The 1,108-nt window shown below is 64.0% G+C and carries 1 protein-coding gene; it reads left to right on the top strand.

The features are described from left to right. A partial coding sequence (locus tag EOM25_15260; protein NCC26538.1) for a GNAT family N-acetyltransferase occupies nucleotides 1-1,108 on the top strand: 1,108 nt, incomplete at both ends.

The raw sequence follows: 1,108 nt of genomic DNA, 5'->3' as shown, positions 1-1,108 counted from the left end.
AACCACTTCCACCGGTCCCTGTCCGGCCGACATCATTCGGTCCCTGAAGCGCCAGGGCCTGGGCATGATGGTCGAGATCTACGGTTCATCCGAGAGCGGGGCCATGGGCTATCGCTTCAGTCCCGACGACCCCCTGACCCTCATGGCCACCTGGAAACGATTCGGGGAAGACCGTTTTGTCCGTGAACTGGAACACGGCGGCCAGTCCGAGCCCTTTGAATTTCAGGATGCCTTGGAATGGGTCGATGAAAACCGGTTTGTCGTCAAAAAACGCCTGGACAGCGCCGTGCAGGTGGCCGGGATCAACGTCTATCCGGCCCGGATCCGCGAGGCCCTGCTGGCCCACGAGGCCGTGGCCGACTGCGCCGTGCGGCTCATGCGCCCCGAGGAGGGCGATCGCCTGAAGGCCTTTGTCGTCCTGGCCCCGGGATTCGAGGCCGGGCCGAAGATGCGTGACGATCTCCGAGTCTACCTGGCCGGGATGCTGCACCGGGTCGAGCAGCCGGGATCCATCACCTTTGGCCCGGAACTGCCCACAAACGAAATGGGCAAGCTGGCCGACTGGACCATCGACACCAAGCCCGTAACCATGACCCTCACGCAGGCCCTGGAAAAAATCCAATCCGAACACAAACCAGTGGCCGCCGGCCAGGAGTTCGGCGTGGAGGCCCTCAGGTCCAAGGACGCCTGGGGTGTGGCCCATCTCTTCTACGAGGTCCATGGCCCATCCTTCCCTTTCGAGGCCTACTACATCCCCGAACGACTTCTGGAGGAGAACCGGCTGGGCCTGGTTCACGGGGCCGTGGCCCGCACGCCGGCCGGCGATATCGTCGGCTATGGAAGCCTGTTCCGCAGCTCGGCCCCCCATCACGGGGTCTATGAGATCGGGTCCCACGTGGTCCATCCGGCCTACCGGGGCACCAGAGTCGCCCTGGCCTTGCAGGAGTTCATTAAGGACACCCTCATTCCCAAGCATGCGGTCGAGGTCTTTTTCAGCGAGGCCCCCTGCCATCAGGTGGTCACCCAGAAATTCGCGGCCATGACCGGCCTGAAGGAAACGGCCATGGAGATCGGCCTCATGCCGGCCTCGGCCTACGGAGGCCCCGAC

The organism is Deltaproteobacteria bacterium, from assembly GCA_009929795.1.
Lineage (GTDB): Bacteria > Desulfobacterota > Desulfovibrionia > Desulfovibrionales > Desulfomicrobiaceae > RZZR01.
Note: the sequence above shows the minus strand (reverse complement) of the source record. Positions and strands in the feature narration are given on the sequence as shown.